This window comes from Nautilia abyssi, from assembly GCF_055388085.1.
This window is the reverse complement of the sequence record NZ_AP042376.1, coordinates 1,091,253-1,116,447: the sequence shown is the minus strand read 5'-3', so window position 1 is coordinate 1,116,447 and position 25,195 is coordinate 1,091,253. Positions and strand designations below refer to the sequence as shown.

At 32.0% G+C, this 25,195-nt stretch carries 26 protein-coding genes; 16 read left to right on the top strand and 10 right to left on the bottom strand.

The window, feature by feature from the left end:
* Nucleotides 1–10: 10 nt before the first annotated feature.
* From ACZ5EP_RS05725 to ACZ5EP_RS05690, 8 genes are all read right to left on the bottom strand, one after another.
* Entirely contained in the window at nt 11–1,081 is a 1,071-nt protein-coding gene (locus ACZ5EP_RS05725; RefSeq protein ID WP_464508333.1) for an Opr family porin, read from the bottom strand.
* A 256-nt stretch (nt 1,082–1,337) separates the two neighbouring features.
* Nucleotides 1,338–1,490 (bottom strand): hypothetical protein, encoded by a 153-nt coding sequence (locus ACZ5EP_RS05720; RefSeq protein WP_168175691.1) that lies wholly within the window; start codon nt 1,488–1,490, stop codon nt 1,338–1,340.
* Nucleotides 1,487–2,221: a sulfite exporter TauE/SafE family protein gene (locus tag ACZ5EP_RS05715; protein WP_464508332.1), complete on the bottom strand. Its 735-nt coding sequence runs from the start codon at nt 2,219–2,221 to the stop codon at nt 1,487–1,489. Before ACZ5EP_RS05715 ends, ACZ5EP_RS05720 begins: the two co-directional genes overlap by 4 nt.
* A gap of 54 nt (nt 2,222–2,275) precedes the next feature.
* Entirely contained in the window at nt 2,276–2,632 is a 357-nt protein-coding gene (locus ACZ5EP_RS05710; protein ID WP_464508331.1) for a rhodanese-like domain-containing protein, read from the bottom strand.
* A gap of 60 nt (nt 2,633–2,692) precedes the next feature.
* Nucleotides 2,693–5,764: an efflux RND transporter permease subunit gene (locus ACZ5EP_RS05705; RefSeq protein ID WP_464508330.1), complete on the bottom strand. Its 3,072-nt coding sequence runs from the start codon at nt 5,762–5,764 to the stop codon at nt 2,693–2,695.
* Between the two features lie 51 nt (nt 5,765–5,815).
* Nucleotides 5,816–6,895 (bottom strand): efflux RND transporter periplasmic adaptor subunit, encoded by a 1,080-nt coding sequence (locus tag ACZ5EP_RS05700; protein ID WP_464508329.1) that lies wholly within the window; start codon nt 6,893–6,895, stop codon nt 5,816–5,818.
* Nucleotides 6,892–8,157 (bottom strand): TolC family protein, encoded by a 1,266-nt coding sequence (locus ACZ5EP_RS05695; protein ID WP_464508327.1) that lies wholly within the window; start codon nt 8,155–8,157, stop codon nt 6,892–6,894. The genes ACZ5EP_RS05700 and ACZ5EP_RS05695 overlap by 4 nt, the downstream gene beginning before the upstream one ends.
* On the bottom strand, nt 8,154–8,714 hold the full coding sequence (locus ACZ5EP_RS05690; RefSeq protein ID WP_464508326.1) for a TetR/AcrR family transcriptional regulator: 561 nt from the start codon (nt 8,712–8,714) through the stop codon (nt 8,154–8,156). Before ACZ5EP_RS05690 ends, ACZ5EP_RS05695 begins: the two co-directional genes overlap by 4 nt.
* A 76-nt stretch (nt 8,715–8,790) precedes the next feature.
* Between ACZ5EP_RS05690 and ACZ5EP_RS05685 the strand changes: the two genes are divergently transcribed.
* The 7 genes from ACZ5EP_RS05685 to ACZ5EP_RS05655 all read left to right on the top strand — a co-directional run bounded on the left by ACZ5EP_RS05685 (nt 8,791) and on the right by ACZ5EP_RS05655 (nt 16,225).
* The gene (locus tag ACZ5EP_RS05685; RefSeq protein ID WP_464508325.1) at nt 8,791–9,378 is read left to right on the top strand and encodes a coiled-coil domain-containing protein; all 588 of its coding nucleotides are present in this window, start codon (nt 8,791–8,793) and stop codon (nt 9,376–9,378) included.
* Nucleotides 9,379–9,600: 222 nt separating this feature from the next.
* A complete protein-coding gene (locus ACZ5EP_RS05680; RefSeq protein ID WP_464508323.1) occupies nt 9,601–10,395 on the top strand; it encodes a hypothetical protein in 795 nt (264 codons plus the stop codon).
* A 16-nt stretch (nt 10,396–10,411) separates the two neighbouring features.
* The gene (locus ACZ5EP_RS05675) at nt 10,412–12,613 is read left to right on the top strand and encodes an FIST N-terminal domain-containing protein (protein WP_464508322.1); all 2,202 of its coding nucleotides are present in this window, start codon (nt 10,412–10,414) and stop codon (nt 12,611–12,613) included.
* The gene (locus ACZ5EP_RS05670; protein ID WP_464508321.1) at nt 12,606–13,694 is read left to right on the top strand and encodes a response regulator; all 1,089 of its coding nucleotides are present in this window, start codon (nt 12,606–12,608) and stop codon (nt 13,692–13,694) included. The genes ACZ5EP_RS05675 and ACZ5EP_RS05670 overlap by 8 nt, the downstream gene beginning before the upstream one ends.
* Nucleotides 13,687–15,366, top strand: a complete 1,680-nt coding sequence (locus ACZ5EP_RS05665; RefSeq protein ID WP_464508320.1) for an EAL domain-containing protein — start codon at nt 13,687–13,689, stop codon at nt 15,364–15,366. The genes ACZ5EP_RS05670 and ACZ5EP_RS05665 overlap by 8 nt, the downstream gene beginning before the upstream one ends.
* Nucleotides 15,367–15,379: 13 nt before the next feature.
* A complete protein-coding gene (locus tag ACZ5EP_RS05660) occupies nt 15,380–15,670 on the top strand; it encodes a hypothetical protein (protein ID WP_464508318.1) in 291 nt (96 codons plus the stop codon).
* Between the two features lie 120 nt (nt 15,671–15,790).
* On the top strand, nt 15,791–16,225 hold the full coding sequence (locus tag ACZ5EP_RS05655; RefSeq protein WP_464508317.1) for an ATP-binding protein: 435 nt from the start codon (nt 15,791–15,793) through the stop codon (nt 16,223–16,225).
* Here the strand turns inward: ACZ5EP_RS05655 and ACZ5EP_RS05650 are convergent.
* Nucleotides 16,222–17,025 (bottom strand): ferritin-like domain-containing protein, encoded by an 804-nt coding sequence (locus ACZ5EP_RS05650; RefSeq protein ID WP_464508316.1) that lies wholly within the window; start codon nt 17,023–17,025, stop codon nt 16,222–16,224. The two genes, ACZ5EP_RS05655 and ACZ5EP_RS05650, sit on opposite strands and share 4 nt — an antisense overlap.
* Nucleotides 17,026–17,120: 95 nt before the next feature.
* On the opposite strand from ACZ5EP_RS05650, the gene moaA reads away from it, so the two are divergent.
* The 9 genes from moaA to ACZ5EP_RS05605 all read left to right on the top strand — a co-directional run bounded on the left by moaA (nt 17,121) and on the right by ACZ5EP_RS05605 (nt 23,980).
* Nucleotides 17,121–18,077 (top strand): GTP 3',8-cyclase MoaA, encoded by a 957-nt coding sequence (gene moaA, locus ACZ5EP_RS05645; protein WP_464508315.1) that lies wholly within the window; start codon nt 17,121–17,123, stop codon nt 18,075–18,077.
* Between the two features lie 98 nt (nt 18,078–18,175).
* Nucleotides 18,176–18,970, top strand: a complete 795-nt coding sequence (locus tag ACZ5EP_RS05640; protein ID WP_127679486.1) for an SIR2 family NAD-dependent protein deacylase — start codon at nt 18,176–18,178, stop codon at nt 18,968–18,970.
* Nucleotides 18,971–18,979: 9 nt separating this feature from the next.
* Nucleotides 18,980–19,363, top strand: coding sequence for a hypothetical protein (locus ACZ5EP_RS05635; protein WP_127679487.1), 384 nt, complete (start codon nt 18,980–18,982; stop codon nt 19,361–19,363).
* Nucleotides 19,360–19,716 carry a gamma-glutamylcyclotransferase family protein gene (locus ACZ5EP_RS05630; protein WP_464508313.1) on the top strand — a complete coding sequence of 119 codons (357 nt, stop codon included), beginning with the start codon at nt 19,360–19,362 and terminating at the stop codon, nt 19,714–19,716. Before ACZ5EP_RS05635 ends, ACZ5EP_RS05630 begins: the two co-directional genes overlap by 4 nt.
* 51 nt (nt 19,717–19,767) lie before the next feature.
* Nucleotides 19,768–20,427 (top strand): response regulator transcription factor, encoded by a 660-nt coding sequence (locus ACZ5EP_RS05625; RefSeq protein ID WP_464508312.1) that lies wholly within the window; start codon nt 19,768–19,770, stop codon nt 20,425–20,427.
* Nucleotides 20,428–20,449: 22 nt separating this feature from the next.
* Nucleotides 20,450–21,556 (top strand): sensor histidine kinase, encoded by a 1,107-nt coding sequence (locus tag ACZ5EP_RS05620; protein ID WP_464508311.1) that lies wholly within the window; start codon nt 20,450–20,452, stop codon nt 21,554–21,556.
* A gap of 59 nt (nt 21,557–21,615) precedes the next feature.
* The gene (locus ACZ5EP_RS05615; protein ID WP_464508310.1) at nt 21,616–22,542 is read left to right on the top strand and encodes a DUF2202 domain-containing protein; all 927 of its coding nucleotides are present in this window, start codon (nt 21,616–21,618) and stop codon (nt 22,540–22,542) included.
* A complete protein-coding gene (locus tag ACZ5EP_RS05610) occupies nt 22,539–23,303 on the top strand; it encodes a DUF4405 domain-containing protein (RefSeq protein WP_464508309.1) in 765 nt (254 codons plus the stop codon). Before ACZ5EP_RS05615 ends, ACZ5EP_RS05610 begins: the two co-directional genes overlap by 4 nt.
* 65 nt (nt 23,304–23,368) lie before the next feature.
* Entirely contained in the window at nt 23,369–23,980 is a 612-nt protein-coding gene (locus ACZ5EP_RS05605; protein ID WP_464508307.1) for a DUF2202 domain-containing protein, read from the top strand.
* An 8-nt stretch (nt 23,981–23,988) separates the two neighbouring features.
* Here the strand turns inward: ACZ5EP_RS05605 and ACZ5EP_RS05600 are convergent, their stop codons facing one another.
* Nucleotides 23,989–25,161 (bottom strand): ammonium transporter, encoded by a 1,173-nt coding sequence (locus ACZ5EP_RS05600; RefSeq protein ID WP_464508306.1) that lies wholly within the window; start codon nt 25,159–25,161, stop codon nt 23,989–23,991.
* Nucleotides 25,162–25,195: the final 34 nt, after the last annotated feature.

Here is a 25,195-nt window from a genome sequence, read left to right as displayed (position 1 = left end):
AAGGAGTAAATTAGAATTTATAATTAATCTGTGTTTTAATAGCCGTAGAATCGTCAGTGCTTATATCGCTGCTGTATTTATCCAGGCATAATTCTGCTGAAAAATTATCATTAAACGCATAATCTGTATAAAAATCTATTTCGTTTGCTTTTTTGTCCTGGAATTTTATGTGTCCCAGATTAATGGTAAAAGAGAGTTTGTCATTTGCGTTTAGAGTTGAACTTGCATATACGGTTTTAGCGTCTTTTTCGAATATATGGTTACCTTCTTCCAGAGGGTTCATATTGTCATAAACGTTTCTTGCAACGGTCATTGATCCGAGTCCGCCGTTTTTATCTGTCTGGATATATCCTAATGTCAAAGAAGCAGGATCGGCGCTGTAAGAGCCTTCAATATTAAAATAGCTTCCGTTCGGTTTATTTGTAAGCTCGTTGCTTTTTGAATAAATAGCTTTTAAAGAACAGCTGTTTTGCTGCATATTTATTGTGGTACCGTACCAGTTTGCCAGATTAGGGGCGTTGTAAAAATACACCTGTCCTTTTATATTTCCTGATTTTGCTTCTAATGTAATTACGTTTAAACCGTCGTTTCCGTTGATTTGTTTAAACTGTTTTAACGGAGCATGGTTATTCACCCTTGCGTGCCTGTATGTATGTAATACTTCCAGGTTTGTATTTGACGTCGGTTTCATATTAAGTTTGATTTCTTCCTGATATCCGTGTATCCACTGCAGAACTTCTTTTTTTCTTCCGAGTACTATATTGAAATTGTTTCCGAAAAACGTAAGATTTGCAGTACTCAGAATGGCTTTTGTAGTATTGTCGTAATCGCCGTTGTAGAGCTCATAAAACCTGTCATTCGCCCTGAAACCTAAATTCAGCTGAATATTGTTTTCTTTTTTGCTTTTAAAGTTTAAACCTACGGAATACATTCCGTATCCGCTGTCTTGAGCGTTTTTGAAATTGTATCTTTCATAATGAATTGCAAAATCCCCTTTATACGTGCCCTGTTTAAGGGCTGTATCTATAGGATTTGCAAAAAGAAATGATGAAATTAAAGCAATGCTTAAGTATTTGTTCATTGTGTCTCCTTCGCTATATATTTTTTTATATAGCGAATGGTATATATTTATTTTTAATATTAAATTAAGAAAAAAAGTTCTTGTATAAATTTAGAACAAAAAGTTGAGTTTTGTTATAAAATCTTCTTTAAATTGAAGTGTAAAACGCTCCAGAGAATGGAGCCGACGATAAAACCTACAAGAGGAGGGAATTTGACAATGTTGAGCACTATCATTGTTATAAGAAGCGATATTATTAATGCAAGTATGTCTTTTTTCAAAGCTCGCCTTCTAAAAATTTATTTATATAATGAACGGACAGATACCATACGGCAGTGCCAGCGATAATATTCCAAACGATATTTTTAATCCATGCCGTAGCAAAATACGAAATAACCCCGGCAATTATCCATACAGATAATGTTTTCATTTTATTAAACTCCATATCATTTTAAATGCTATTATATATAAAAGTATACCGATTATTTTTTTAATTTGATGCTGATTCAGTTTAAAATGCATAAAATAATTACCTATGTATCCTCCAAGCACGGCTCCTAATGCCGCAATTGTTAAAATCAGCCAGTCGAATTTTACAAAACTCATATATGTTAAAAATGCCGCAAACGTTGAAAAAGGAATTACAAAGCTCATAGTGACGGCCAGTTTTTTTGCGTCAAATCCTAAAAGTATCATAATAGGCATAAGTAAAGCGCCGCCTCCTATACCTAAAAGTCCGCTTATAAAGCCTACTACGGCTCCTATCAGCACCATTACCCACTGTTTGTCGTATTGAAATTTCTGCTCTTTTTTCCCAAATAAAATCATACTGCCGCTGAATAGCAAAAATACTGCAAACAGCCATTTTACCTCATGTACGGGTATGTGTTTTGAATACATTGCTCCAAGAGGGGCGAAAGCTGCAAGAGACACTGCTAAAGGAAGAGCGAATTTGATATCAAGCACTTTTCTTTTTATATTCATAATTGTGGCGGTAATGGTGGTGGACGTGTTTACGAAAAGACCTATTGCTTTTGCAAAATTAAATTCAATTCCCATCCAGTGCATTACAGGTACCATCGCCGTTGCGCTTCCGACTCCGCCGAGTGCAAAAAAAGCGCTTAAAACGGTTGAAATCAGAAAAATTTCTAAATAAAACATTACAAACCTTTTGATTAATTTATGGAAAATAAAAGAAAAGACGACCGGAAAATTTTAATTTTCCAGAAATTTTTTGGCTTCACCGCCTTTTAACTTAGCCATAAGTTCAAGCAGACCTTCTTCTAAAAATTTTGCATTAAAACCTTTTTCTTTAAGAAAGGCCGCTGCAAAAGGCGAACGCCCTTTGCCGGGGCATGCCGTTACTATCAGTTTGTCTTTTGGAAGTTTGTCAAGATTTGACTCCAATCCTTCCGGTGTCATTTCCATTGTAAATTTAAGACCCCAAACTTTTTTTTCAAAAGGCATTCTTATATCTATTAATACGGCTTTGTCTTCTTTATAAAGTTTTAAAAATTCTTCTATATTTGTTCTTAATTCATTATAACCGGCAGGTGTTGCGTATTTGAGCATATGTTCTCCTTTTTTTGAAATTATATTTATTGTCGTTTAAAAGAAAATGAAAAGAAAAGCTTATTCAGCTTTGTCTTTTTTTCTGCGCGGGTCTGTAGTGTAAGCCATTAACGGCACGTATACGAGTGTAAGGAAAGTACCTATAAACAGCCCTCCGACGGCTACGTCTGCTATAGGAGAAAGTCTTTCAAGTCCTACGGCCTGTTCAAGGGCGATAGGTATCATTCCGGCAATGGTTCCGAAAGCAGTCATCATTACAGGTCTGAATCTGACTCTGATAGCCGTAATGGCGCTTTCAAACGGAGTTTTACCTTCTTTTTCGAATTCTTTGTAGAAGTCTATTAACAATACGGCGTTTTTGATAATAATACCAAATAGCAGCAGCAAACCTACCATACTCGGCATACAGGAAGGTTTGTGAGCTATTAAAAGTGCCCAGCTTCCGCCAATCATTGAAAGCGGAAGCACTATTATCATAATTAGCGATAATCTCAACGACTGATATACGACCATAAGTGTCATAATAAGGATAATTACACCGATAGCAACTGCTTTTATCAGTCTGTCGAATGCGTCGTTAAGTTCTTTCATGTCACCTTGCTGATAGTAATGTGTAATACCGTGTTCATGCAGTAATTTATCAGAATCTTCGGTAATTTTACTGATAGGTCTTTTAACCCTGTAAGCCTGTGCTTCAATTGCGTACTGTAAATCAAATCTGTCGATTTTATTGTATGTGAAATGAGTTTTTATTTTTGCTACGGCGCTAAGAGGAATTACTCCTTTTGGCGTATCAATAGGAAGAAGTTTAAGCGTTTGTATGTTTTTACCGAAATCTCCCGCAAATCTTACCCTTACAAACTGTACGCTCATTGAACTTAGTTTACTTGAAATCGCTGCCGGCTGATCTTTAAGGGCTATTTGGTAAATAATTGCTCCAGGAGTCAGACCGTAGCTTAGTGCTTTGTTTTTGTCAATTTCTATAACTGCTTCTTTATAATCTTTATCCCAGCTTATCTGTGTTGTTGTAAGTCCTTTAATGTTTTGGATAATTTTTTCTGCTTCATGTGCCAGTTTAGGCAGATCTTGATAATTGTCGCTTCTAAACTGAACGGCTAAAGGCGCTGAAATTGTAGAAAGTGCCGTTGCACCGTAATCGAATACATTTAGGTATTTGATTCCCTGGATTTTGGCAAGCTGGTTTCTTACTTCGTTTTCAAGCTGCCAGATAGTTTTTTTTCTGTGGAATCTGTCTACGGCGATAATAGTCATACCTACGCTGTTTCCGCTTCCTCCGCCTCCGATTGAAAGAATACCCTGTTCAGTACCGATGGCGATAGAACTTTGCACAAGCCATGGCTGTTTATTAAGCCATTTGAAAAACGGTTTAAGTCTGTTTTCACTTTCGTTTGCGTTTAAGTTACTTGAAAATTCTATTTTAGCTTTCATAATACCGGTATCCATAGGAGGCATTACGTCTCTTCCGATAAGCGGCATAACAGTTTTCATACTGATCATTAAAACCATCATGGCGCCGCCTAAAAGCACCATTCTTCTTAATACATAGAATTTTCCGTTAGTCCATTTTATAATTCCTACGTAAGGGATAATAAGTTTACCAATTGTGTTTTGATACATTCTTTCAAAGAATTTTTCTATTTTGCTTTTTTTGAATCCGTTTTTATACAGATAATTTGATAATACCGGGATAAACGTAACGGATAAAAACCAGCTGATTAATAGCGATACAATCAGCGTTTCTATTAAAGGTTTGAATATTTTTTCAGGATATCCACCTACGAACATTAATGGGAATACGATTGCGATGGTTGAGATTGTCCCTGCGAAAATAGGAAGAAGAACTTCTTTGGTTCCGTTATAAATGGCGCTTTTAAGCTCATCTCCCTCTTCAAGGTGCCTTTCAATATTTTCAAGTACGACCACGGCATCGTCTGTAAGCATTCCGAGAGCCAGGATAATGGCGGTGTAAATAACGATATTCAGACCCTGTCCGGTCAGGTATAAAAACGCCAATACTCCAAAAAATACCATCGGAATGGATAAAGAAGCCGCAATTAACGCTCTGAAATTTCCTAAGAAAATCATAAGTACAATCAGTGTATAAAAGATTGCGTCTCTTAATGCTTCAAGCATATTATCGTTGGATGTTTCTACAAGCGTTCTTTGTGTGTCTGAAATAGTTACTTTTATATTAGGATATTTTTTTTCTATTTTTTTCATAATTTCCCTGGCGGCGTCGCTGGTTCCGATAACATTTCCGCCCGGAGCTCTTTCTACGGAAATTGCGATGGCAGGCGTATTGTTTCCTATATATGTGCTGTTGTTTGTTTTATAACTCCATGAAATATTTGCCACGTCGCTTAATTTAACGTTAGGTTTTATAAACATGTTTTTTAGTTTTTTAACGTCGCTTTCGTCTCCGTAAAATGAAAGCGTAATAAAGTTGTTTTTGTTTTTTATAAACCCTATAGGGAAATCTTTATCCGTAGTCTGCAGAACTTTTAAAAGGGTATCAAAGGAAATTTTATATTTCTGCAGTTTAAGCGGGTCTACTTTAATCATAACGGCGCTTTGATAACCCCCGAAAACTTCCACGTTTCCGATATCTTTACTGTTAAGAAGTCTAGGTTTTATAAAACTGTCGGCTATTTTTCGTATTTCCGGCAGTGTAATTGAGCTGTTTTTAGGACTCAATGCAAAAACGTCCACAGGAGCCGTAAAGTCTCCCACAAGATACAGTGCGGGGACAGAACCCTGAGGCAGTTTGTCTTTTACACGGTTTAGCGCGTTGCTGACGTCAACCGCAGATGCCTGAAGTGTTTTGGTGTAGTCGAATACTACGTGTACTATAGAAAAGTTGGCCACGTTAGTGGATTTTATTTCATACACATGACTTAATGTGGCCATTTCTTCTTCAATAGGTTTTGAAACAGTAGTGGCAACAACGTTTGCGGGTGCTCCCGGAACCTGGGTAAATATAACCACTTCCGGTCTGTTTGCGTCCGGAAAGAGGTTCTTAGGCATTTTAAAAAGACCTATAAGTCCGAAAACAAACATAACCGCAATGATTGCAAAGAGGAAATGTCTTCGTTTATAAAAATATTCAAACATTTTTATCCTTTAAATTGATGGATTCGTTTATTGACATATAAATTTTCATTTTTAATTCTCTATTTTTATTGCATGTCCGGCTTTTATTTTTAAAAGCAGATCAGGCTCTGCAAGAATCACCGGTGTATTTATGTTTTCTTTTATTGCAACTACTTTTTTACCCTGGGCGATAATATGAACCGGTTTTACCTCGGCTTTGTTGCCGTCAGGTATAAATACATAATTTTTATTTCCAATAGTCAATACCGCGTTATAAGGAAGCGCTGTGGCTTTTCCTTTGAATTCCACTACATCTATATCAACTCTTTCTCCAGGTAAAAGAGTGTTGTCTTTAACTTCGGCTTTGAATGTTTTAAGTCCTTCAAACGTTGAATTTAGAGGAGTTAAAGGATATTCTTTGTTTTTATAAATTATCTCTTTTCTGTCTTGAGGAAGTGATATAAATAGATAGTTTCCTTTATTTGATGTAATTTTAAGAATAGGTTTTCCAGGAAACGCATTATCGTCTTTATTTAGAAATTTTGCGCTTATTACACCGTTAATAGGCGATTTTAATGTTGTATAAGTCAGGTTTTGCAAAATAGCGTTTTTATTGGCTTTGGCAGCTTTCAAAGAGTTTTTAGTAGCATTTATAGATGCTTTTAGCTCAGCTATTTTATTTTCTTCGCTTTGATACTGCTCAATTGAAGCCATTTTTACTTCAAGCAGTTTTTTTGTTCTTTCGTGTGTTAAAAGAAGATTGTCAAGTGATATTTTCTGGGCTCTTAGTTTGTCTTTTAACGATTTGATGTTTTCATCTATTTCTTTTAGTTTTGCTTTTAAGTCGCTGCTGTCTATTCTGGCAACTATATCGCCTTTTTTTACTTTGTCTCCGAGATTTTTAACATAAGTAATTCTTCCCGCAAATTTCGAATTTACGATAACTTCGTTTGAATTTTTAACCGTGGCAATATACGGCAGAGAAAGTGTCAGGTTTTTTTCCTGAGGCTGGTATGTTTTAACAATTATAGGATATACCAGCGCTTTGTGCATTTTGGCTTCTTCGGCCTTTCTTACTTTTACAAGTTTTACGGCTCCTCCTACAAGAACCGCCGCTATTACGATTGGTACGATTATTTTTAATGCTTTCATTTGAACACCTTTTTAAGATTTTTTCCGTATATAAACGCTTTTTGAGCTATTAATGAATTTTTTAATGCGATTAAGTTTGCGTAATCGGCTCTGGCTTTTGCCAGGTCGTTTTCATATCCTAAATATTCGTCTACAGTCATTCTGTTTAATTTAAACGCCACTTTTGCTCCTTTTAACAGCTCTTCTTTCAGAGAAATAGACTCTTTTGTTAAAAGAAGCTGTTTTTTTATCTGTTTTAGGTTTTTGTTTATGTTTACAATCTGGGAAGTCAGTTCGTTTATTGTTTTTTGTATCTGAAGCTGTGTTTTTGTCTGTGAAATTTTTGCTTTTTGAACTTCCGAATTGTTTTTTCTGTTGAATATATCCCAGCTTACGTATATTCCGGCACTGGCATAATTTAAAGCCAAATTGCCGTCATTGTTGTATGCTTTGGCAAACGCACGGTTACCCTGTATTTTAAGGGACACTTTAGGAAGGTATGCGTCTTTTTTTGATTTTATTTCGTAATATGTGGCTTTTAGATTTTCTTTAAGAGGTTTAAGAGCGAAAAATTCGCCTTTTTTTACTTTAAAACTTATGAAATTCACAGGTTTGTTTACATACATATCGGTCAGTACGTATATTTTGGCTTTTATGTCTTCTATTTTCGTATCGACTTCGCTTATGTTTGTTTTTATCTGATTTAAAGAATCTTTAAGTCTTAACAGTTTAAATTCCGGTATTCTTCCCACGTTTACGCCTACTTTTATTGCGTTATATGTGGTTTGAATTGAATTTTGCTGTATTTTCAGCGCTTTTTTTAGGTCAAACAGATAATTAAGGTTGCTGATTAAAGTTATAAGAGAGGCCTCCCTTTTTAACAGATTCAGTTTGGCCTGATATTTTGTGGCTTTTAATAAGAAATCCATTCTTTTTTTATTATCGTATATTTCTTTGATAAAAATCGGCATTGAAATATTAAAACCGATACGGTAAATGTTTTTTGAAAACGGCAGTGCACCGTTTGTCATTAATAATTTAGTGCTTTCTGTAGGCGGCAGAGGCCTTAAGCTTGTAGGTATATTGAAATGTTCGGCACTGGCGAAAAGAGAAATTTTAGGGTATAAAGAGTTTACAAGCTCTTTTTTGTTCGTTTTCATTTCTTTAATCATAATATGATCAAGTTTCGTGTCCGGCGTTTTTTGTATCGCGTCCAGAAGTTTGGTAATTTCTGATGCGTTTAACGTCAGTATCAGTGATGTTAACAGTAGCGTTTTTTTCATTTATGCGCCTTTATGTATTGGATTAGTGTCTGATATATCTCTTCCGTTATATCAAAATCTTTGATTAAATTTTCGGCTTTTACAATACCGGTCATTTTTTCCCTTAATTTTAGCGTATTCGCGTAGGTCGTGAACGTTGAGACTATAACGGTTTGGACATAAAACGGATTTAAGTCCGTTTCTTTGAGTATAACCGTTAAATGTTTTAGAGTTTTTGATATGATTTTTAAGGTTTCGTCTTCAAGATGTACGGCTTCGCTTGTAATTTCTTTTGCGAAAAGTTTTGCCATACAAGGATTTTTGATAAAAAACTTACCCAGCGTATAGATATAGTTTTTTATATTTTCCTCCAGTGTCGACTTAAACTCAAAAGAGAGTTTTTTGAATTTTTCTACAAAAATTTCATTGTAAAGATTTTTTTTGTTTTTAAAATGGTAATAAATAGCCGGTTTGGTAATTCCGGCTTCTTTGGCTATCTCTTCCAAAGAAGTGTTTTCATAGCCGTTGTTTGCGAACAGTTTAATGGATACTTTTAAAATTTCGTCTTTTGTGGCCATTTTTTTCCTTACTTACTAGTCAGTAAGCAAAATTATAATACTTTTTTGATAAAATAGCAAGAAAAAAAGGGTAAGAATGAAAAAGTTACTGTTAATAGGGTTAAGCGCGGCTGTTTTGTTTGCGGCTTCTAATGAAGATATTAATAAAAAACTGGATCTGCTGCTTCAAAAAATTGAACAGCTTGAGAAAAAAGTTGATAAAAAAGACGCTGAAATAAACCAGTTAAAACAGGAAATCCAGACACAGCAAAAAGAGATTAAAAAAAGCAATGAAGAAGTGAAAAAAGAGGTTAAAACCCAGCTTGCCACAAAAAGCTGCAAAAAAATCAAAGTTGTAAACCTAAAATATAAATATCATGACGAAGTGTTGCCTTATTATGATTTAACTGTAACATTAAAAAACACATATCCTAAAAAGATAGTATATCTTTCAGGGAATCTTTTCGTTGAAGATAAAGACGGTGTAAAAATTTTGCAGGATTACATAAAAAGAAAAGTAGATCTTCCTGTTGGAGGAGAAATTACCATACATAAAACACATCAGTTAAATTCTGATTTGGAAAAATATTTGGCAACTGAAAATCCTAAAAATCTGAAAATATATTTTGAAGTAATAAAAGCCGAATTTGCAGACGGAACAAACGTAGAGTGCGGAATTTTCTAAAACTACTAATAATCTCTTTCTTTTCATCTTTTTTCATATTTGTAATATTGTCGCATATATAAATGGTAATTATTTACAATAATTTGACAATTATTAATAAGTTTTTTTATGATTGATTATAAGCAAATATTTATATATTGACTAGGAAGAAGTAACTTGTTATTATTCGTTAAACAGACATTAATTTTTAGTTAAAGGAAAGTGATTTTTTAAGGAGAATAGATGAAAAAAGATGTGATGTTTAGTCTTATTAATGATGTGTTTGTTCCTTTAAATGATTTTTATGCTGAAAAAATTCATTCAGATTCTACTTTTTATAAATTATTCGGTATTTATAAAATTGCAATGCTTCCTATTTATAAAGAAAAAGATTATAACGAAGAATTAAACAAACTTTTAAAAATATATACTAATAAAAATTTAATACTTGACGAGGAAACTAAAAATTTTTTTGAAATGTTTTTGTTTTTATATTTTAACTGGTTAAGAAAATATGATAATGAAAGTTTGATAAGATTATCAAAACTGTTAGAAATAGATAAATTTATGGAAATCAATAATTTTACTAATATAACTGTAAAAATTGAAGATTTTAGAATAGTTAATTCTAAAGAATTAGTCAATAATGAAGGTGTGGATAAGGATATTTTACTTGATATAAAAGATATTATTAATGAATATAAAATATTAAGTCGTGACGATAAGTTGGTTAATGATGTGTATGTGGAGAGTTTTTTAAAACTTTTAAACGAATTGACAGCTTTTTTAAAAGAATACGATGAATTTGAATTTTTGATAATGCTACTTGAAAAGATTAAAAATTTTTATAAGAAAATAGATTATTATAATCTAGATATAGAGTTAAGCAGGGAAATTAAAATTGTAACCGATGAAATTGTTGATTTTATTGAAAAGTGGATAAATGAAGTGTTTTATAATGATAAAGAAATAGATGTTACATATCTAGATGCTTTTATTCTTTCTGAAATTACAAAATTAGAAATTTTATTTTTGTAAAATTTTAAGGTTTTTGATGAAAGTTGAAAACTATTTATATGAAGAAATTCAAAATTTAAATTTTGATAATGCTTTGATTTTAGTGTTTAGCAGTGAACTTAATAAAATTTCAGAAATTATGAACACTCTTACAATAAATTCACCAACTTCTCAAATTGTACTGGTTACAACTGATGGAGAAATATTTAATCATTTTATTACAAATAAAACTATTGTTACAGTTATAAAGTTTGAAAAAACAAGTTTTGAAATTTTTGTTGACTATCATCATGATTCGTTTTTAATGGGGCAAAAAATAGCTAAAAGTTTTTCTAAAAAACCAAAATTGATTATTACTTTTACAGATGCTTTTTATACAAATGCTGAAGAGTATTTGAAAGGAATATATTCTGTTTATAATGATGTGCAGGTATCAGGTGGAATGGCAGGTGATAGAGGGGAATTTAAAGAAACTTTTATCGGTTTTAATAAAAATATTTATTCAAAAGGCGCAGTGGCTATAGGTTTGTTTAATGATGAACTTATTGTTGAAAACTATTCTTCTTTAGGGTGGATCCCGGTAGGTATTGAACATAAAATTACAAAATCTGAAGGTAATGTTATTTATGAAATTGATAATAAACCGGCTGTAGAATTTTACAAAAAATATTTAGGTGAAAAACTTTCAAATAAACTTCCGAAAATAGGAATTGAATTTCCGTTGATCGTAAGTAGAAATAATAGATATGTTGCAAGAGCAATTTTAAAAACATTGGATGAATATGCTTTAAAAGTAGGAGGAAATATTGTTGAAGGGGAAACTGTATATATAGGTATTGGCTTTTTAGAAAACATTTTACAAAATCATTTGGAAAAATTAAAAAATCAAAATCATGAATTATTTCTTGTGTTTTCATGTATGGCAAGAAAAAGATTTTTGAAAGATAATGTTATAAAGGAAACCGAACCATTTGCTAATGTTTCTGAAGTTAGCGGTTTTTTTACATATGGTGAATTTTATAATAACTGGTTTTTAAATCAAACTTTTACACTATGTGCTATTAGTGAAAAATTAAATGAAAATACAAAAAAGATAAAGAATAAGATAGATTGTAATAAGGAAAATTATTCGAATTATATAGGTTTATTAAATATTTTAAATACTATTGTAAAAGAGTTTTATGAAAAAGAAAAAGAAGTTAAAAATTTAGAGAAGTCATTAAAAATAAAATCTGAATTAATAAATCATGTGGAAAATATAGAGAAAATAGCTACATTTGAAATTGATTTAAAAAAAGAGAAAGTGGATAAAGATTTAGCAATATTTGATCTTATAAAATTAAATAAAAAAGATTTCTTAAATGATATCATGATAAATGAGAAAAAAAAGATTATAGATTTTTTAAAAGAATTAAATGATGAAAATTACATTGAAATAAAATCAACAAAAGGAAATAGTTATGTTGTTTTTGCTAAAAAGAGTGATGATAAAATTTATGGAATTATTATAAATATAAGTGAAATTAGGAAAAAAGATGAAATGCTTATTGCTCAGTCAAGACTTGCACAAATGGGAGAAATGATAAATATGATCGCGCATCAGTGGAGACAGCCGATTAATGCAATAAGCGCAACTATTATTAAACTACAATTGTTAATGGAACTTGATAAATTGAATAATGATGGATTAGATAAATCTTTGAATTTTATATCGGACACTATCCAAAATGTGTCTAAAACAATTGATGAGTTTTTAAATTTTTCAAAACCTATATCAAAGTGTGAACAATTTAAAGTAACAGATGTGTTAGAAAATATTATGAAAATAATGTTAGCCCAACTTCAAAATCACAATATAAAAGTTGAGTTGAATATTAATAATTACTCTATAGAAAGTTATAAAAAAGAAATAGAACATATTTTATTGAACTTACTTACCAATGCCAGAGATGAATTAGATAAAATAAATAAAATGAATAAATTTATTATTATTAGAACATACGAGGACAAAGATTATAAAGTTATAGAAGTTGAGGATAATGGTGGAGGTATTAAAATAGAACCAATAGAAAAAGTTTTTGAGCCATATTATACATCAAAAGAAAATGGAACAGGTTTAGGTTTATATCTATCAAAAAAAATAGCTAAAGAAAAATTGAACGGAGATTTATTGGTTGAAAATACTAAAAATGGTGCAAAATTTATACTTTATATAAAGGGTAATAATTCTAATGTATAATAATTTGAATATATTATGTGTTGAGGACGATGAAGTAATATTAGATGTGTATGATTCTCTTTTTTCTATAATGTTTAATAAAGTTTTTTTGGCTAAAAACGGAGAAGAAGGATTAGAAGTATTTAAAAATAATGATATTGATATAATAATAACTGATCAAAATATGCCAGTGATGAATGGTCTTCAAATGTCAGAAAAAATCAGAGAAGAAGATTTCAGTGTTCCTATTATTATGGTGACCGCTCTTGAAGATTTAGAGATGTTAAGAAAATCTTTGGATGTTAATATTGCCGCATTTATAAAAAAACCTTTACAAAAGGATATATTGTTATCAAAACTTGATTTTATATCCAAATCAATTATTGCTGAAAGATTTTTATTAAAAGAACAAAAAAAATATATAGAGTATACGAAATTTCAGGAAAATTTAGCATATCAGAAAGAATCTAAAATTTCAAAAATGTATTCAAATCATGATATTAAAAAATATACAATACAATACTATTATAAACCGAAGGATATTCTGGCGGGGGACGGCTTTTTAATTAAGAAAAATATAATTTTCTTGGCTGACGCCATGGGAAAAGGAGTTTCAGCATCTATTACTTCTGTAATAGCTACAAGTTTTGTTGATTATTTAATTGATAAATACAATAATATCGAAGATATCGTATTTAATTTTATAGAACATATGAAAAAATTTTTATTAGAAGGAGAAATTTTCTCTTGCTGCTTTTTTGAAGAAAAAAATAATAAATTAAAATATGCAGTTTTTTCAATGCCGCCTATATTGGCTGTTAGTGACAATAAATTGGAAAAAATTAAATCTAATAATTTTGCTATTAATTTTAATAGTGAAGATATTAGAATTGATATTCTTGAAGAAAAATTTCATAAGCTGCTTATATATACTGACGGTTTAAGTGAATCGAAGTTTAATAATACTTTATATTATAATAAAATGATTGAAGATTTTGTTGATTCGGAAGATTTGTCAGAGTTTATAAATAAATTTGAAACAAAAAATATAAAAATAGAAGATGATGTTACTATTTTGTTTTTAAAGGCCGATAATGAATGAGGATTTAAGAAATATAGGAAAAACATTAAGTGTTTTGTATGTAGAGGATGATGAAGATTCGAGAAAAGAAACAGCGGAAATATTTAAGCTATATTTTGAAAGTGTTGATACAGCTAAAGATGGATTAGACGGATTAGAAAAGTTTGTTCAAAATAATTATGATGTTTTATTTACTGATATATCTATGCCTAGGATGGATGGGATAGCACTTATTAAAGAAATTAGAAAAATTAATCAGGACATAAAGTGTGTTGTAATTACTGCTCATTCAGACATAGATTTTTTATTGGAAGTTATTAATTTACAAGTGGATGGGTTTATCTTGAAGCCTATTCAATTTGAAAAATTATCTGATATGTTGAGAAAAATTTTAGAATCTATCAGAGCTAAACAATTAATTGAAAATTATCATAAGATAATAGAAAAAGAATTAGATGAAAAAACTAGAGAGTTAGCATTAAAATATGTTACAGATGATATAACCGGGCTTATGAATAGACATGCCCTAAATGAAGAATTAAAATATTCTCAAAAAGACACTTCTTTGATTCTTTTAGATATAAATGATTTTAGTACTATTAATTTGGTTTATAGTTATGACAAAGGAGATAAATTATTAAAACATTTTGCTGAATTTTTGAAAAAATTTACAAAAGAAAATAAGATATATAGAATAGAGGCTGATAAATTTGCTGTTTTAACAGATAAAAATAGAAATGAAATTGTTAAATTCAGTAATCATATAATAGAAGAATTAAGTAAAAGATATTTTGTAATAGGTGATGATAGAATTTATATTGATTTGAATATTGCTATAGCATATCAGACTGATGATTTATTTAAAAAAGCCAGATTGGCTTTAGAAGAAATTAAACTTCACAAAAAAAATAAAATTAATTTTTATGATGATGATTTGGAGATTGAAAAATTCAAAAGAAAGGTTAATCGCATAAAACCATTAATAGTTGAAGCATTAAAAAATGATTTATTGGTTCCTTTTTTTCAGCCGATTATAGATAACAAAACTTTAAAAATTGCAAAATTTGAAGTGTTGTCAAGAATAAAATTGCAGGATAGATTGCTTTTTCCAAGTGATTTTATTCCTATTGCGGAACATACTAATTTAATAAGGGAAATTACCAGAACAATTATAGAAAAAACTTTTAAAGTTGCTGTTGATAATGATTATATTTTTTCAATTAATATAAGTGAAAAAGATTTAGCAGATGAAGATTTTATTGAATATTTAAAAATAATGTTGAATAAATATAAAATTGACCCTCAAAGAATTACTTTTGAGGTGTTGGAAAATATATCTTCACAAGAAATTGAAAATTCAATAATAAAGTTAAAAGAGTTGAAAAATTTAGGATTCAAGTTGTCATTAGATGATTTTGGCACTCAAAGTTCAAATTTTGAAAAAATTTTGCTTTTAAATTTAGATTTTGTGAAGATAGATGGGAAATTTGTTAAAAATATAATAAAAGATGAAAAGAGTAAGAAAATAATTAAAATTATAAAAAAACTTGCTAATAGTATAAATGCAAAAACTATTGCGGAATATGTTGAAAATAAAGAGGTGTTTGATATATTAAATCAAATGAATATAGAATATTCACAAGGATATTACTTTTCAAAACCGGTTGAAGATATAAATCAAATTAATTTATAAAAGGGGTAAAGGTATGGTAGATGTTACTATTAATAAAAACACTGTAAAAGTTTATAAAGATATTACTAATATTGAAGATTTTGAAAAAATTAAAAGCTTTATTGAAAAAATAAGAGAAAATGAAAAAATATTAATTTTAGAAATCATTGATTCTGTGTTTATTACTTCATCTCTTATAGGGTATTTGTATAAGCTTAGAGAAAAAGACGGCCTTGATATTATAATAAGAATAGGAAAAAAAGAATTAAAAGAAGTTTTTGAAGATTTGAATTTATTAAATGTTTTTAAAGTTGAAATGATATGATTATAACTAATTACTTTATTTGGGAACTGTTTTATGGTTTTTGATTTTACGTATTTTTTTTTAAATGCTAAAACAGTAAATAGTGTTAATATTGTGTTTATTCAGTAGATAAGAGACAAGATGTTATTAGAACAGAGAATTATAAAAACGAAAAAATCAGAAATAAAGAAAACTGTAGAATGGTATGAAAAAATATTAAAAAAATATAATATAGATTCAAAAGCTTTATTAATTTTTAATGAACTGCTTATGAATGCCTATGAGCATGGAAATTTAGCAATTGAAAACAAGGATGAAATGATATTGCAGAATAATTATGACTTATTTCTACTTAAGAGGGAGAAAAATTGTAGAAAAATTATAAAAATATATTTTTATAAAACAAAAAAATACTATATAACTAAAATATGTGATGAAGGAAAAGGTTTTGATTTAAATTCTATAAATGTCAAAAAATATAGCGGAAGGGGTATTTTTATTTCAAAGAAATTATCTGATGGTTTGTTTTATAATAAAAAGGGTAACAAAGTTTGTTTTTTTATAAAAAAAGATTAGCACTCTATCTTTTCATTTAATATTTTAAGCTCTTTGCATGTAAAGCCGGCTTTGAGTCTGGCCGCTACATTTAAATCTTTTTTCTTCCAGTCTTTAAAAAAACTGTCGACTATTTTAAAATACGTTTCTACCGGTTCGAGATTTTGGCGTTTGCACTCGAATTTAAACCATTTGTCTCCTTTTTTGACATGAGGGATTTCTTCTTTAAGTATTACAAGCAGGGCTTCGATTAGCTCATTTGCAAACGGATCGTTTGTTTTTTGAAGTTTTTTTATTATTTTTTCATTGGCGTCAAGTCCTCCGGCTTCGTACCATCTCGGTATTATTGCCATTCTGCTTAAAAGGTCTTGTGTTTTTTGACTGGCTTCGAATAAAGAGTTATGAACGGGAAAATCTCCGTATTTATAACCGGTTTTTTGTAAAAGTGAATTTATCATCTGAAAATGTCTAATTTCATCTTCCGCCACTTCGAGCCAGTCGAAGTAAAATTCTTCCGGCAGATTTCTAAACCTGTAGCAGGCGTCAAGCGCCAGATCGATTGCGCTGTATTCTATATGAACAATTGCATGCAAAAGCACGGCTTTTTTTTCATTTGTTTCAAATCCTCTTCTTCTGGGCACTCTTGCGGGATGGACTATTTCGCAAAAATCCGCATAGCTCGGTTTTGTAAATATTTCAGGCTGTTTGTCTGATGTGAAATTTAAATTTTCTTTATTGTTCCAAAGCTCGTAAAACATTTCGAATTTTTTATTTATATCGCTGCACTTTATAATTTTTTCTAAATTTTCATAAAAAAACATTCATTTATCCTTTTTTGTGCTACAATTTTCAAAAGCGTTATATTTTGTTATATATAACCAAAAACGTTATTTTATTATAACATTAAAGGCAGGGAATGTTAATTGATAAATTCGACAGAAAAATAGACTATATCAGGGTTTCGGTTACAAGCAGATGTAATTTCAGGTGTCTTTACTGTATGCCTAACACTCCGTTTGAATGGGAACCTCACGAAAACATACTCAGATACGAAGAGATGTTTGAATTTCTGAAACTAGCGATTGACGAAGGAATCAAAAAAATAAGAATTACAGGCGGAGAACCGCTTCTAAGAAAAGATTTGGACGTATTCGTAAAAATGCTTCACGATTATAAACCTGATCTGGATCTGGCTCTTACAACAAACGGCTATTATCTCAAAGAATATGCTAAGGTGTTAAAAGATGCAGGGCTTAAAAGGGTCAATATGTCCCTTGATTCCCTAAAGCCGGAAGTGGCGGCTAAAATAGCTCAGAAAGATATGTTAAAAAGAGTTATGGAAGGGCTGGACGAAGCTTTGGATGCGGGGCTTAAGGTAAAGCTCAATACGGTTGTAATGAACGGAATAAACGACGGTGAAATTGTTGAATTGTTAGATTTTGCCAAAAGTAAGAACGTAACAATCAGATTTATTGAATTTATGGAAAACGAAAGAGCTTATCCGGGAGTCAAAAGGGTGGATTCAAAAATTATTCTAGATAAAATAAAAGAAAAATATTCATTTAAAGAACTGCCTAAAGATAACAGCGCAAGCAGATATTTCGAAATGGAAGACGGTTATATCTTCGGTATAATCGAGCCGCACAACGAAGATTTTTGTAAAAGCTGCAACAGAATCCGTCTGACTGCCGAAGGGTATCTGATTCCGTGTCTTTTCTTTACGGAAAGTTACAATATAAAAGAAGCGTTAAGAGCGGGGGATATTAACAAAGCGGCGCATATATTAAAAGAAGTTGTTGCAAACAAACCCGAAAAAAACGACTGGCAGGATGAAGAAGTGTCAACACGAGCGTTTTGGGAAACCGGAGGGTGATTTTTTAATGGAAAATTAAAAGTGAAAAATGTAAATAAATTGAAATAACTAATACACTGATAACAAATAACTGATATACAATATTCAAAAGGAGGGGAATGGAAGAAATTAAAAAAGCGGCAAGAGCCATCAGGGAAGCAAAATATATGCTTATAACCGCGGGAGCCGGAATGGGCGTTGACAGCGGGCTTCCTGATTTCAGGGGAAATGAAGGTTTTTGGAAAGCATATCCTATTGCCGAAAAACTAGGTCTTAGTTTTCAGGCCCTTGCAAATCCAAGATGGTTTGATATAAACCCGCGCCTAGCATGGGCTTTTTACGGACACAGACTTAATATGTATAGAAATACCGAACCTCATGAAGGTTTTAAAATACTTTTAACCATGCCTCACAGTAAATTTGTTTTTACTTCCAATGTTGACGGACATTTTCAAAAAGCTGGTTTCAGCGAACTTAAAGTGGTTGAAATACACGGAAGTATACATTATCTGCAGTGCAGCGAGCCGTGCAGCGATTCAATATGGGAAAACAGGGAGAATATTGAGATTGACGAAGAAAAGTTTGAAGCGCTTAATTTCCCTCTTTGTAAAAACTGTAAAAATATCGCCAGACCGAATATTCTGATGTTCAGCGATTTAAGGTTTGTAGATAAAAGAGTGGATCTGCAGCTTGCAAGATTTGAATACTGGCTTTCTCAAATTGACGATAAACTTGTTATAATTGAAATCGGTGCAGGCAAAGCAGTGCCTACAGTCAGAATGATGAGTGAAAAAGTTAAAAGAAATTTTGACGCCACGCTCATAAGAATAAATCCTTTAGAAGCCGAAGGCGCCGATATACAGATAAAAAAAGGCGCATTGGACGCTTTAAGGGAAATCAGAAAGTATATGTAAAGGACAAGAATGAAAAAAATCGCATTAATCGGTCTGGTATCTTTGGCTTTTGCGTTTAACCTTAATCAGGTATATAAATGCGAAACTTTAGGAATCAGTTTTAAAGACAATAACAAAACATACAACGTGCCAAACAACGAAAAAACAAAAAAACAGCTTCAAAACAGTCTAAAAGAACTATACAGTGTTCAAATTAAACCGGAAAAAAGTTCTTTGGTTGTTTACGTAGGTAAAAAAAGCGATACTTTGAGTTATGTTAAAACAATAGATAAAAAAGTGAAACTGTATAAAACAAAAGCTTCAGATCTTTTTATTTTGACTGATCCTAAATCTTCACAGATAGGTTTAAGCATACCTTCTCAAAAAATGATTATTTACTATCAGTGTAAATGACAGTTTTTGTTTACGGCAGTTTAAAACAAAATAAAAAACTTCACGACTTTCTCAAAAACGCCGAGTTTTTGGGAAGAGCCGTAACTTGTAAAAAATATCCTCTTATTTTAAGCCCTTCCGGATGGTATCCATATCTGCTTAATATTCCTAATACCGGTTTTAATATCAAAGGCGAAGTGTATAAAATAAATTATAATCTGTTAAAAAAACTTGACAGGCTTGAAGAAGTGCCTTTTTATTACAAAAGAAAACGTATTTGTGTTAAAATTAACAATAAAAGCATATCGGCATGGGTGTATTTTTATGCCGGTAATAAAAAGTTTCTTGTTAAAGACCTTATTGAAGAGTTTTAGTTTAAGTACGGTTGAGGTTGTAGTTTTACAATAAAAGAAAAAAAGGCCGTTATGAAAAGAAGAATATTAATAGTGGAAGACGATATCACGTTAAATGAAACACTTAAAGAGTTTTTAGAATATAACAACTTTGAAACAATCAGCGTATATGACGGAGACAGTGCGGTAAGCGAAGCGTATGAGAACCGTTACGATTTGATTTTGCTTGATGTTAAACTTCCCGGAATGAACGGTTTTGACGCGGCTAAAGAGATTAGAAAATTTTCTGACGCTCCCATTATTTTTATAACATCCCTTGACAGTGAAAAAGACGTTGAAAAAGGCTTCATAAGCGGAGGAGACGATTATATAAGAAAACCTTTTTCGTTAAAAGAGCTGAAACTCAGGATAGACGCCGTGTTTAGAAGAATCTACGGCAACAGCGAGAAAGTTGATTTAGGAGACGGGTTTGAGTTTGACGTTATAAATATGGAACTTTTAAAAAAATCCGAACCCGTACATCTCAAAACCAAAGTCGCCAAATTATTAAATCTATTTATAAAACACAAGGGTGAGGTGTTGAGCAAAGAGCAGATATTCAACGAAATATACGATTACAACGAAACTCCTAACGAAGCGTCTTTAAGAACTTTTGTTAAAACTTTAAGATCTGTTTTGGGCAATGATAAAATCCAAACGGTAAAAGAAGTGGGGTATAAATTTGTCGGCTGAGAAAAAAAGTTTAAGAAGGTTTTTGTTTATATATATTATATCTACACTGCTGCTTGCCGGGATAGGCGAGTGGTTTTATTTCAAATCCAAATACCATGCGCAGATAGATTCTCAGGCTTCTAAACTCAGTAATGAACTGAAGCTGTTTTTAGCGGAAAACAAGGGAATGCTTAGAAAACTAAGATATTCCCAGACTAAAAATATTCCTGAAATAAAAGATATAAATATTGCTGTGTTTAAAAACGGCGAGTATATGTTCGGAAATTTTAAACCTTCGAAAATACATTGGAATAAAGAATACTGGATGAAAGACGGCAATATATATTATCTTTATACAATGCCTAAAAGATGGGGGAAAGTGGATATTCTGGTTTCCAAGCCTGTCGATAAAAGGCAGATAGAGGAGCTGAAAAATCAGATTATTGTTTTTAACGCTTTTTTACTTATATTTGTGATTTTTGTTGCTTATATGCTTGGAAAGATATTTTTAAAACCTCTTAAAAGCAGCGTTGAAATGCTTGAAGACTTTATCCGTGACGCCACACATGAAATGAATACGCCGATAAGCGTTATTCTGACCAATATAGAAATGCTTAAAATGAAAGATATCGAATCCAAAGAGCTTAGCAGGATAGAGTTTTCGGCTAAAAGACTTGAAAAGATATTTAAAGATCTCGCTTTTGTAAGGCTTAATCACAGACAAAAAAAAGATATCGGCAAAATAAATTTAAAAGAGCTGTTGCAAAACAGAATCACAATATTTAACACCCTTCTTGAAAACAAAAACATAAGACTTCAGAAAAACTGCGAAGACGTGTATGTGGAAGCGGACAGGGAAGATATTATCAGGCTTGTAGACAATCTGCTTTCAAATGCAATTAAATATTCTCCTTCCAATGAAATAGTGATTATCTCCTTAAAAGACGGTGTTTTACAGGTGTTCAATAAAGGGAAAATACAAAATATTTCAAAAATTACCAGAAAATTTTACAGGGAAAATAATAATGAAGGCGGTTTTGGGCTGGGACTTTATATTATTAAAAAAATTTGCGACTACTACGGTTTTGAGTTCAGTATCAAAAATGAAAACGGCTTTGTAAAAACACAAGTTTCTTTTAAAACCGGATGAGTTTATATTCAGTTCATTTCATCCTTTTATAATTAGTTAAAACTTTTAAGGAGGATGGAATGAAAAAACTAATTATTCCAGTTATTGCAGCGGTTCTCGGAATGCCTCTTATTGCTTCTACATCTTTTTCGCCTATAGAAAAAACTGTTCTTAATATTAAAAAATCGGCTTTAAGTATCAGAGAGAAAAAAGATCTTATTCATATGAGAGAAGAAGAAAAACTGGCACGCGATGTATATCTGACACTGTATAAAAAATGGAAACTTCCTGTATTTAAAAACATAGCAAAAGCGGAAAGCTGGCATATGCATATGATTAAACTTCTGCTTGATAAATATAACCTTCCGGATCCTGTATTTAAAACAGGAGACAGAATAGGAGTATTTAAAAACAGAAAACTTCAAAGACTTTACGACAAATTGGTTGCCAAAGGGTCAAAGAGCCTTATTGACGCTTTAAAAGTCGGAGCTACTATAGAGGATGTGGATATTTATGACCTTAAAAAAGCTATTGAAGATACGGACAATAAAGACATAGCTGTTGTATATAGAAATCTTGAAAAAGGAAGCCGTAACCATATGAGGGCTTTTGTGGGTATTTTAAGAAAATACGGAAGCGATTATACTCCTCAGTATATTTCGTCAAAAGAATTCAGACGTATTTTAAATATGAAACACGAAGCCGGTATGATCGGAAGCGTTCAATACGGTTCGGGAGAGATTTACGGAAAAGTACTGAAAGTATATAAAACTCCCGGAATTAAAAACAGAAAAATAAACTGGTGGATTGTTGAGGTTAAAACCCCAAAAGGTATTTTAAAAGCGGCGGTTACTACGGATTTTGTTTATAAAAAACTGGACGTTAAACCGGGTGATAGAATTGAATTGAAAGGTTATAACGGAATATACGGTTTCGTAACATGCGAAATAGAGGATAAAACAAGCGGATTTGAACATAAAAACAGTTTTAAAAGGTGTAGAAAATGAAAAGAAAATGGATAGACCTGCTGCTGTTTTACGCAACGGTTATGATTATTGTAAGCGGTATAGTTTTATATATTATGCCGCACGGCCGGGTGGCTTATTTTACCGGCTGGAAATTTTTGGGTGTTAACAAGGACGGATGGGATAATATTCACGTTATTTTCGGTTTTTTAATGGTTGTAGTTGCCGTATGGCATATTATTGTAAACTGGAAAGTTATGAAAAAATACCTTTTGCAAAAAGAGTCTGTTTTTGCTCTGCTTATTACTGCGGTTATTACAATAGGCACCGTTGCGAATATTCAGCCGTTTAAGAGCGTGAGCGATTTGGAAGAAATGATTAAAAATTCATGGGATGTGAATAAAAAAGCGATTCCAATTTCGCACGGTGAACTGCTTAGTCTTAAAGATTTTTGCGAAAGACTTAATATTAATCTGAATAAAGCTGTGCAGAAACTTAAATCTAAAGGATACAGTTTTAATATAAACGATACGTTAAAAACCATTGCCAAAAACAACAATACAACACCGGCAGACATTTATGAAGCTATTAAAAACGCAAAAACCGTTTCACCTGTGCAGGGAAGCGGTTTTGGAAGAATGACTTTAAAAGAAGTGTGTCAAAAAGAGGGTGTCGATGTTAACGTATGTGTTAAAAAACTAGAATCCAAAGGCATAAAAGCTTCAGCTGACAAAACACTTAGAGAAATTGCTTTTCCGAACGGAATTACACCTATGGATATTATAGATATGATTAAAAATTAGAGTTTATATACAGTTTACGTTATGTAAATAAAATTGCGAAAAACAATATCTATAAAAGGGTTAATATGAAAATAAAAATACTTGCTTTTTTGATGCTGGCGGTGAATCTTTTTGCTCTTACGCCTAAAGAAAAACACGCTTTGAATTATATGTATCAGGAAGAAAAACTTGCACGCGACGTATATTTTGAACTTGGAAAAATGTATCCGGATTTGAGGGTGTTTAATATATACCGTTCTGAGATTATGCATGAAAACAGTGTCGCTAACGTAATGAAACATTACGGGCTGCCTCTTCCTGTAAGAGGAGACAGAGTCGGTAAATTTGTAAATCCTGAGCTTCAGAAACTTTATGACGAACTGATTGCAAAAGGGAAAAAATCTCTCAAAGACGCACTTGAAGTGGGGATTATGGTTGAAGTTACGGATGTTAACGATTTAAACAAATATTTATATAATGCCGTGTCTCCGGATGTGATAGCTCTATTTAAATTTTTAAGAGCCGGAAGCTATAATCATTATAATGCATTTAACAGGACTCTTATTTCTGTAACAGGTAAAAGCGCATGTCAGTTAATGAGTAAAGAATGGTGTAAACATTATCCGTTTCAAAGAGGTGTCGGAAGAAAATATATCAATTATTACTGGTTTGCAGGCAAAGGAATGATGAGAAGATAAGGGCTGAATTATATAGCCCTTTTGAATTCAGGATAACTTTCAATCCCGCATTCACTGACGTCTAATCCTTCAACCTCATCTTCTTCATTTGCTCTGAAGGCAACTATTTTATTTATAATATAAATAACTACAAAAGAAGCAGCAAAAGCAAAAACTCCGACTACAACAATACCTTTTATCTGAGCCGCAAGACTTACGCCTTTACCCCAGATACCTGTACCGATTGTTCCCCAGATACCATTTACAAGGTGAACGGAAAGTGCACCGACCGGATCGTCTATTCTTAATTTGTCAAAGAAAGGAACTGCGTAAAATACAAGTGCTCCACCGATTGCGCCGATTGCCAAAGCGGCATAAGGACTGACTACGTCAGCTCCCGCAGTAATGGCTACCAGTCCTCCCAGTGCGCCGTTTAAGATCATAGTAATATCAAGCTTTTTATATGTTAAATAACCCAAAATCATTACCACAAGACCGCCTATTAAACCGGCGTTGTTTGTATTCATTACAACCAATGCCACTGTATCCGCAGCTTCTTTGCTTGAAATGCTTCCAACGCTTCCGCCGTTGAATCCGAACCATCCGATCCAAAGCAGCAGCGCACCAAGCACGACTAACGGAATGTTGCTGGCAGGAATAACTCTTACTTTACCGTCTTTTGAATATCTGCCTTTTCTCGGCCCTATAATTAAAATCGCCGCTAAAAGCGCCCATGCGCCTGTTGAGTGAATTACCGTACTTCCCGCTAAATCATGCATAGCGGAAATATCAAGAAGAGTGCCTTTTAGCATGTCCGCACCCCATGTCCAGTTAACGATAAGCGGATAAATAAGCCCGGCCATAAACAGTGTGAATATCGCAAGAGGAACTATTTTAGTTCTTTCACTTACACCGCCGCTCATGATATTGACCGTTTTACCGACGAATGCCATCTGGAATAAAAATGCGGCGTACATACTCATACTTTCTCCGCTCCATCCTCCAAAAGCCAGCGTATATCCCCATAGGAAGAACACAAGGCTTGCCACTATGTAAATCATGGTGTTTACCGTTAAAACGGCAGTTACGTTTTTAGTTCTTACAAGTCCCGCTTCAAGCATTGCGAAGCCGGGAACCATTAAAATAATCAGTGTAAACGCAAACAGCGCAAAAAAGGTATCAATTACCCATGCTAAATCCATTTTTTCTCCTTTATATTTTTCTTATCTGCTTTAC

Bases quoted from the DNA above. Each gene is read 5' to 3' on its own strand.
- ACZ5EP_RS05650 (WP_464508316.1), bottom strand. From the start codon at position 17,025: ATGTTTTTTTATGAAAATTTAGAAAAAATTATAAAGTGCAGCGATATA.
- ACZ5EP_RS05715 (WP_464508332.1), bottom strand. From the start codon at position 2,221: ATGTTTTATTTAGAAATTTTTCTGATTTCAACCGTTTTAAGCGCTTTT.
- ACZ5EP_RS05605 (WP_464508307.1), top strand. From the start codon at position 23,369: ATGAAAATAAAAATACTTGCTTTTTTGATGCTGGCGGTGAATCTTTTT.
- ACZ5EP_RS05690 (WP_464508326.1), bottom strand. From the start codon at position 8,714: ATGGCCACAAAAGACGAAATTTTAAAAGTATCCATTAAACTGTTCGCA.
- ACZ5EP_RS05615 (WP_464508310.1), top strand. From the start codon at position 21,616: ATGAAAAAACTAATTATTCCAGTTATTGCAGCGGTTCTCGGAATGCCT.
- ACZ5EP_RS05695 (WP_464508327.1), bottom strand. From the start codon at position 8,157: ATGAAAAAAACGCTACTGTTAACATCACTGATACTGACGTTAAACGCA.
- ACZ5EP_RS05640 (WP_127679486.1), top strand. From the start codon at position 18,176: ATGGAAGAAATTAAAAAAGCGGCAAGAGCCATCAGGGAAGCAAAATAT.
- ACZ5EP_RS05630 (WP_464508313.1), top strand. From the start codon at position 19,360: ATGACAGTTTTTGTTTACGGCAGTTTAAAACAAAATAAAAAACTTCAC.
- ACZ5EP_RS05655 (WP_464508317.1), top strand. From the start codon at position 15,791: ATGTTATTAGAACAGAGAATTATAAAAACGAAAAAATCAGAAATAAAG.
- ACZ5EP_RS05675 (WP_464508322.1), top strand. From the start codon at position 10,412: ATGAAAGTTGAAAACTATTTATATGAAGAAATTCAAAATTTAAATTTT.
- ACZ5EP_RS05600 (WP_464508306.1), bottom strand. From the start codon at position 25,161: ATGGATTTAGCATGGGTAATTGATACCTTTTTTGCGCTGTTTGCGTTT.
- ACZ5EP_RS05625 (WP_464508312.1), top strand. From the start codon at position 19,768: ATGAAAAGAAGAATATTAATAGTGGAAGACGATATCACGTTAAATGAA.
- ACZ5EP_RS05700 (WP_464508329.1), bottom strand. From the start codon at position 6,895: ATGAAAGCATTAAAAATAATCGTACCAATCGTAATAGCGGCGGTTCTT.
- moaA (WP_464508315.1), top strand. From the start codon at position 17,121: ATGTTAATTGATAAATTCGACAGAAAAATAGACTATATCAGGGTTTCG.
- ACZ5EP_RS05720 (WP_168175691.1), bottom strand. From the start codon at position 1,490: ATGAAAACATTATCTGTATGGATAATTGCCGGGGTTATTTCGTATTTT.
- ACZ5EP_RS05610 (WP_464508309.1), top strand. From the start codon at position 22,539: ATGAAAAGAAAATGGATAGACCTGCTGCTGTTTTACGCAACGGTTATG.
- ACZ5EP_RS05685 (WP_464508325.1), top strand. From the start codon at position 8,791: ATGAAAAAGTTACTGTTAATAGGGTTAAGCGCGGCTGTTTTGTTTGCG.
- ACZ5EP_RS05710 (WP_464508331.1), bottom strand. From the start codon at position 2,632: ATGCTCAAATACGCAACACCTGCCGGTTATAATGAATTAAGAACAAAT.
- ACZ5EP_RS05725 (WP_464508333.1), bottom strand. From the start codon at position 1,081: ATGAACAAATACTTAAGCATTGCTTTAATTTCATCATTTCTTTTTGCA.
- ACZ5EP_RS05670 (WP_464508321.1), top strand. From the start codon at position 12,606: ATGTATAATAATTTGAATATATTATGTGTTGAGGACGATGAAGTAATA.
- ACZ5EP_RS05635 (WP_127679487.1), top strand. From the start codon at position 18,980: ATGAAAAAAATCGCATTAATCGGTCTGGTATCTTTGGCTTTTGCGTTT.
- ACZ5EP_RS05680 (WP_464508323.1), top strand. From the start codon at position 9,601: ATGAAAAAAGATGTGATGTTTAGTCTTATTAATGATGTGTTTGTTCCT.
- ACZ5EP_RS05665 (WP_464508320.1), top strand. From the start codon at position 13,687: ATGAATGAGGATTTAAGAAATATAGGAAAAACATTAAGTGTTTTGTAT.
- ACZ5EP_RS05660 (WP_464508318.1), top strand. From the start codon at position 15,380: ATGGTAGATGTTACTATTAATAAAAACACTGTAAAAGTTTATAAAGAT.
- ACZ5EP_RS05705 (WP_464508330.1), bottom strand. From the start codon at position 5,764: ATGTTTGAATATTTTTATAAACGAAGACATTTCCTCTTTGCAATCATT.